The 6,001-nt window shown below is 56.1% G+C and carries 7 protein-coding genes and 1 pseudogene; 7 read left to right on the forward strand and 1 reads right to left on the reverse strand.

The features are described from left to right. Nucleotides 1-33: 33 nt before the first annotated feature. Together csrA and N7650_RS14960 are read left to right on the forward strand one after the other, a co-directional pair. Nucleotides 34-222, forward strand: a pseudogene (gene csrA / locus N7650_RS14955) (carbon storage regulator CsrA); the annotation flags it as partial. A 112-nt stretch (nucleotides 223-334) separates the two neighbouring features. After that, nucleotides 335-523 (forward strand): hypothetical protein, encoded by a 189-nt coding sequence (locus N7650_RS14960; protein WP_279898877.1) that lies wholly within the window; start codon nucleotides 335-337, stop codon nucleotides 521-523. A 55-nt stretch (nucleotides 524-578) separates the two neighbouring features. Here the strand turns inward: N7650_RS14960 and N7650_RS14965 are convergent, their stop codons facing one another. Beyond that, on the reverse strand, nucleotides 579-905 hold the full coding sequence (locus N7650_RS14965) for a hypothetical protein (RefSeq protein WP_279898878.1): 327 nt from the start codon (nucleotides 903-905) through the stop codon (nucleotides 579-581). Nucleotides 906-1,035: 130 nt separating this feature from the next. Here N7650_RS14965 and N7650_RS14970 point away from each other — a divergent pair, with 130 nt between their 5' ends. The 5 genes from N7650_RS14970 (at nucleotide 1,036) to N7650_RS14990 (ending at nucleotide 5,691) form a co-directional block, all read left to right on the forward strand. Further along, the gene (locus N7650_RS14970; protein ID WP_279898879.1) at nucleotides 1,036-1,362 is read left to right on the forward strand and encodes a hypothetical protein; all 327 of its coding nucleotides are present in this window, start codon (nucleotides 1,036-1,038) and stop codon (nucleotides 1,360-1,362) included. Beyond that, nucleotides 1,355-1,732: a hypothetical protein gene (locus N7650_RS14975; protein WP_279898880.1), complete on the forward strand. Its 378-nt coding sequence runs from the start codon at nucleotides 1,355-1,357 to the stop codon at nucleotides 1,730-1,732. The genes N7650_RS14970 and N7650_RS14975 overlap by 8 nt, the downstream gene beginning before the upstream one ends. A 159-nt stretch (nucleotides 1,733-1,891) precedes the next feature. Next, the gene (locus N7650_RS14980; protein WP_279898881.1) at nucleotides 1,892-3,097 is read left to right on the forward strand and encodes a DUF3596 domain-containing protein; all 1,206 of its coding nucleotides are present in this window, start codon (nucleotides 1,892-1,894) and stop codon (nucleotides 3,095-3,097) included. Next, the gene (locus N7650_RS14985) at nucleotides 3,060-4,205 is read left to right on the forward strand and encodes a YaaC family protein (protein ID WP_279898882.1); all 1,146 of its coding nucleotides are present in this window, start codon (nucleotides 3,060-3,062) and stop codon (nucleotides 4,203-4,205) included. The genes N7650_RS14980 and N7650_RS14985 overlap by 38 nt, the downstream gene beginning before the upstream one ends. Before the next feature lie 247 nt (nucleotides 4,206-4,452). Continuing rightward, nucleotides 4,453-5,691, forward strand: coding sequence for a tyrosine-type recombinase/integrase (locus tag N7650_RS14990; protein WP_279898884.1), 1,239 nt, complete (start codon nucleotides 4,453-4,455; stop codon nucleotides 5,689-5,691). The last annotated feature ends 310 nt before the right edge of the window (nucleotides 5,692-6,001 follow it).

Here is a 6,001-nt window from a genome sequence, read left to right on the forward strand (position 1 = left end):
GCACCGCCACCCCATCCCCACAAGGAGTTCAGCATGCTTATCCTCTCCCGCCGCATCGGCGAATCCATCCAGATCGCGGACAACATCACCGTCGTGGTGCTGGGCGTCCAGGGCAACCAGGTTCGCTTGGGCGTTCAGGCCCCTGCAGGCGTTGCAGTTGATCGTCAGGAAATCCACCAGCGCAAGCAGGCCGGCCTGCCAAAGCCATCCGCGAAGTCCCAAGCGGTGGTTCCAGCAGACGAACCGCTGTACGGCAATCGCACTGAGGCCGAATGGCGGAATTTGCTGGCTGACGAGGCCGAGGAACAGAAGGCATGGGATCAGGAGCGCGGTCATGACGCAGCCTAGCCAAGCCCGCAATGATTTCGAGGACCTGGGCGAGCGCCTGGTGCGCTTCGGCAGGGCACTACAGGACAGCACCACCAGCGTGGCCAAGCTCAATCAGTTGGCGCGCGAGTGCGGCATCACGCTGCGCCTGCGCGCCGTAGCTGAGTCGGAGGTGAGTCATGCTCAATCAATGTAGCGCCTTGTTGGCAATCAAACTGCACAGCTTATTGGGCCAGCTGATCCCACATGACTCACAGGTACGCCGTAGGTTTCGGCCGTGCGGAGACCTTCCCGATCACCAACGGCAATTTATATCCTTTCGCGACGAACATCCGAGCTCGATCCGCCCCCCAAGCGAGAGCATGGGAAATCGTTTGCCCTTCTCTGGCCGGATAGTACTCCTCCAAGAGAAGCCTACCGTCCTCACGATACACCCCGATAAAGAGCTGGGTCGTCCCGTCCCTGGACAATCGGGATTGAATATCGATCAGTTCACCGTCCGTCAACCTTTCATCATGACAGCGACTGTGCAACTCCCGGTCGGCCCACTCCCAAAATTTTGCTCCGCGCTTGAGCATTTGTTTGAAACCTCCGTTCTTGTAACGCGAAATGGACGTATGACTACAAGGGTTTATACGACCAACTCCAGGCTGTCAAAGCTGTGTCGTTGGCGTAACAGATTTATCAGTTCAGCAGATGAGGCAACCCATGAACAGTCTCGCTGAAATGGCACTACAGCACGCCCGCAAGCGCCTGGCCGGTAGCGGCAAACCACGCCGGACCGCGCATGCGGTTGTTGTTCCATCGGCAGCCCCCAAGCCCAAAAGCATGGACCTGGTGATCACCGGCCCGATCAACCACTTCATGTTCCTAGAGGGGCGCAATTGGGCGGTCGACATAGTCGCCTCGCTCCGCGCCGCCCCAGCAGACGTGGTGATAGAGCGACTCACCGGCGCGGCTGCTGGGCGGCCTGGAAGTTACGCCGCCGGCATCCAATCGGTCATCAAGGAGCTGCAGGAGGCCGCGAGTGCCTAAGACGATGCTGCGCTCCCGCCACGGCGGAGTGGCGTTCTATCTCAACACGGAGACATCGAGCCCTAGCAGCGGCCACCGAAACAGGTACCGCCTGTTCCGGACATCTGGCCACGGGCGCCGCAAAGACGGATGGGTTCAGGTTGGTTCTCAGGACGGGCAGCGCCTGTTGGCGATCGCCGACGAGCACGACCTGTTCCTGGCCTGCCAACGCCTGTTCGACCTGAAACAACCGAAAGCGTACCGCCCGCAGGAGACGATCCGCGGGCGCGTGGGCGCCTGGGAGGGCGAAGCCTTCAAAGCCAGGGCAAAAAAAGCTGACACGTCAGCTTCGCAAGAGAAACGAAACCTGACGCGACAGGCGTCGAGGTAGAGCAATGCGCTACATGACCGTCAGAAAATTCGCCAGCGAGTCTGGCTACACCGAAGACGCGATCCGCTCCAAGATCCGTGACGGGATCTGGCGGCTGGGCGAAATCTGGGTAAAAGCGCCGGACGGCCGGACGCTCATCGATATGGAAGGATACGAGACATGGGTAGAGGCGGGAGTGGTGTCAGGGCGGTCTCCGATTCGAGCATCGAAATCACGTTCATGTACCGGGGCGTTCGGTGCCGCGAGCGCGTCGCGCTCAAGCCCACCGCCACTAACCTGAAGAAGGCCCAGCAGCATAAGGCGGCGATCGAGCACGCCATTGCCCAAGGAACGTTCGACTATTCCGTCACGTTCCCGGGTTCTCCCCGCGCAGCCAAGTTCGCACCAGAATCCAGCCAGGAAACCGTTGGCGGCTTCCTGACCAGGTGGCTCGCCGCGAAGCAGAAGCACGTCTCCAGCAGCACTTTCGAAGGCTATCGGAAGATCGTTGAGCTCCGGCTTGTTCCGGCCCTCGGTCACCACCTAGTGGTGGACCTCAAGCGCAAGGCGATCCGCGACTGGCTAGACGGGCTGCAGGTCAGCAACAAAACCCTCAGCAATATCCAAAGCTGCCTCCGATCCGCGCTCAACGATGCCGTGGATGAGGAGCTGCTGGACACGAACCCGCTCGCCGGCTGGACCTATTCGCGCAAGGAGGCGCCTCCGCGTGACGATGACGTGGACCCGTTCTCGCCAGAGGAACAGCAGGCCATCCTCGGCGCGCTGAGCGGCCAGGCCAGGAACATGGTGCAGTTCGCATTGTGGACTGGTCTTCGGACAAGCGAACTCGTTGCCCTGGACTGGGGTGATGTGGACTGGGTGCGGGGTGAGGTGATGATCAGCCGAGCAATGACCCAGGCAGCAGGTGGTGAGGCCGAAGTGACGAAGACCGCCGCGGGACGCCGCTCTGTGAAGCTGCTCAGGCCGGCGATGGAGGCGCTCAAGGCGCAGAAGGAGCACACGTTCCTGGCTGACAAGGAAGTGTTCCAGAACCCTCGTACGCTGGATCGCTGGGCCGGCGACCAGCCCATCAGGAAAACGATGTGGCACCCGGCGATGAAGAAATCAGGAGTACGCTACCGACGCCCATACCAGACCAGGCACACCTACGCCTCAATGATGCTCTCGGCGGGAGAGCATCCTATGTGGGTTGCCAAACAGATGGGCCATAGCGATTGGACGATGATTGCGCGAACTTATGGAAGATGGATGCCGAGCGCTGATTTGACGGCAGGGAAAAAAGCGGAAAACATGTGGAGCATTTCCGCTCAAAGCAAAGGATTGAAGAATGAGACTGGTGCAAGCAAGACAGGGCGTGAGGATTGAGGCAAGGAAGAGAAAGGTCGACTTCTCGTTCTGGCCGACAGTGCACGCGCATAAAAATAGATATCGAATACAGTCGACATTATTCGCACTGGATCCATGGCTCATAATCGAAGGCAGCATCAACAAAACGTGCCCGGCAGCGGCTAAAGATGAGGCTACCGCTTGCCTAAAGCAAGCCAAAGACTTCTTTCAAGCCGCGAATCAAGCGGGAACTTTAGAGTCACGTCCATTATCTCTGTATTACAGCTATATGAATATGGTCAAAGCATTTTGCCTGACCAGAGGTACGCAAACAACTTTCGATAAGGCCCAGCATGGGCTGTCTGAAAGATTACCAAATCAGGGCGTTGAACTTATAGATGCTTACTTAGCAGCATTCACCAGCCCCAACAAAAAAAACGAACTACAGAATTTTGATGAGTTTTTGAAAGCTGTAACCGGCACCGGAATGCCGGCTGACTTCAGCTACGAAATAACCAAACTGCTTCCTCAGACAGTAAGTGGCCACAGGCTATGGTGTTCTGCGTCAAATGCTGATGAAAGAATGTTCCCAATTGAGGAAATACAGTATTGGAAGGACGCTGCGGGTAAGAATATCTGGCTAAGAATAATCATAGCAAACGAGAATCTCACGAGGCACGGCATGTCTCGCTCAAAACTGCTAAGAGATAGTGGGCTTGCTCCCGATTTTAAAATCGTATCGCAAGATCCGGTCACAGATAAAGTTTCAACTACTTTGGAGATGAAGAGCCCAATCCCCATTACTGGATATGCGAGCGATAAAATTCACGAGCTTTCGAAATTCATAAAAGACAGAGTTTGGTCCGTCGTATCAACTGTTCCGCCCTATCGAAAGTACTACTTATACGCATGTCCGCAACTAGAGATCGATCACGTCCTACCTCAACTACTAAGCATCTATGCTATTTCTTACTACCTGGGGTCGATTACTCGATACAGGCCACACCAACTTCCTAGGATATCGAAAGACGTTTATGGCCCTCTAATTCAGGACTTTATCACTGGCCAACCAATGCAGTTCCTTTATCTGATGGCGTCAGAGTTCGCAGAGCAGGACGTGGCTAAGCCAGCGATCGTCCTTCAGTGAATGACAGCCTTATGCCAGCCTTGGTGCTGCACGCCATGTAAATGGCGACCTGGACGGGGGTTCAAATCCCCCCGGTTCCACCAAACATATGTTTCCACATGCTCCCGCATGATTGGAAACGACCCGAGAAGCCCGCCCTGTGCGGGCTTTCTTGTTTCTGAATGCCTCCAAGCGTTTCCACACATTCTTGCTCTTCGTGTATCCCGCTGTGTATCCTCTAAAAAAATTTGAACCGAGGGATACAAGGATGAAGCGCGATCAAATCAAGCGCCGCCCCATGGCCGATACCGTGCTCGCTAGCCTGGAGCCGGAAGCAAAGGAATATCGAGAGCCTGACGGTGACAATCTCTATTTCCGCGTCAAACCGAACGGCACCAAGTCATGGCAGTTGCGATACAAGAAAGCCAGCGGCGCCTGGTCGTTTATGGGGATTGGCGGCTACGGTAACGGCGCCCACCAACTTACTGGAGAACAAGCGCGGCGAAAGGCTCGCGAGCTGCGCGAAAGCACTGCTCAAGGCGGCGATGTGATGCTGACCAAGCGCGCGAAGAAAGCCGCAGAGCTTGAAGCAGCAAACAGCACCTTCGAGCATCTTGCCCGGGAGTGGCACGCACTCAAGTCCAAAACCTGGACAGAGGGGACTGCAACGCGAACCATCGGCGCGCTTGAAAAACACGTTTTCCCTGTATTTGGAAGACGCTCTTTTGCTGAAATTCTGCCAAAGGAATGGATGGACTTCCTGCTTGCTATGGAGAAGACAGGCATTGTCGAGCAGACCAGCCGCGTGCGTGGTATGTGCAAGGAAGTCTATGACCTCGCGCGCGTTACAGGTCGGGCAACCCACAATCCTCTCGAAGGCCTAAGCAAGTACCTGCTGAAGAAGCCAGTGGAGAACTATGCACATGTGCCAGCGGATGAGCTGCCAGCGTTGTTGAGAGCGATGCGCTCTTACCCACATGCCTCTGATTTGAGAATCGGCCTACAACTCCTCTCGATGCTGGCATGCCGCACCTCAGAATTACGGGAAGCATCGTGGACAGAGTTCGACCTCAATGCAGGACTCTGGCTGATACCCGCTCAACGAATGAAACGACGTCGCGAGCACTTGGTTCCTCTTTCACGCCAGGCCCTGGAGCTACTGAAAGAACTACAACACATCACCGGTGGCTATCCTCTGCTTTTCCCTGGACGCGGAGACGCATCCAAGCCACGTAGCAACACCGCATTTCTGATGGCACTCCGCCGACTGGGCTACGAAGGTCGCCAAACCGGTCATGGATTCCGTCATCTCGCCAGCACCATACTCAACGAGCACGGATTTGACTCGCAACACGTCGAGGCCCAGTTGTCTCACGTGAAGGACGGGGTGCGAGGGGTGTACGACAAGAGTACCTATCTGGAACAGCGCAAGACCATGATGCAGTGGTACGCCGACCATCTTGATAAGCTGGCGGCGGGGAATGTCGTAGAACTCAAACGAGCATAGGAAAAGTAACGTGGCCGGATCAGTTCTATACAGAGATGGGCGACACTGGTCCCGACACTTCGAGACTGAGGTCAAGGCCGATACCAACGCAAGCCTGATACGCAACCTGCATCTGCTGACAAACTATCGGATCACAGAAAGTAACTTGACGGAGCTACTGAGGGCCGTCGCATGGGCAGGTCACAACCACCATCAAGCTAGCCGCTGCGTGCTACCCACCAAGCCAGACTCTATCCGACAGCTAAAAGCCATGCTGAAGCTCAACGGAACTGAGTTGGCACAAGCAATCGAGGACTGCGATAGGACCACA

This window comes from Pseudomonas sp. GD04058, from assembly GCF_029836855.1.
In the GTDB taxonomy this organism is placed as follows: Bacteria; Pseudomonadota; Gammaproteobacteria; order Pseudomonadales; family Pseudomonadaceae; genus Aquipseudomonas; species Aquipseudomonas bharatica.

Coding starts and splice junctions, on each gene's coding strand:
- N7650_RS14980 (WP_279898881.1), top strand. CDS start 1,892: ATGGGTAGAGGCGGGAGTGGTGTCAGGGCGGTCTCCGATTCGAGCATC.
- N7650_RS14965 (WP_279898878.1), bottom strand. CDS start 905: ATGCTCAAGCGCGGAGCAAAATTTTGGGAGTGGGCCGACCGGGAGTTG.
- N7650_RS14960 (WP_279898877.1), top strand. CDS start 335: ATGACGCAGCCTAGCCAAGCCCGCAATGATTTCGAGGACCTGGGCGAG.
- N7650_RS14970 (WP_279898879.1), top strand. CDS start 1,036: ATGAACAGTCTCGCTGAAATGGCACTACAGCACGCCCGCAAGCGCCTG.
- N7650_RS14985 (WP_279898882.1), top strand. CDS start 3,060: ATGAGACTGGTGCAAGCAAGACAGGGCGTGAGGATTGAGGCAAGGAAG.
- N7650_RS14990 (WP_279898884.1), top strand. CDS start 4,453: ATGAAGCGCGATCAAATCAAGCGCCGCCCCATGGCCGATACCGTGCTC.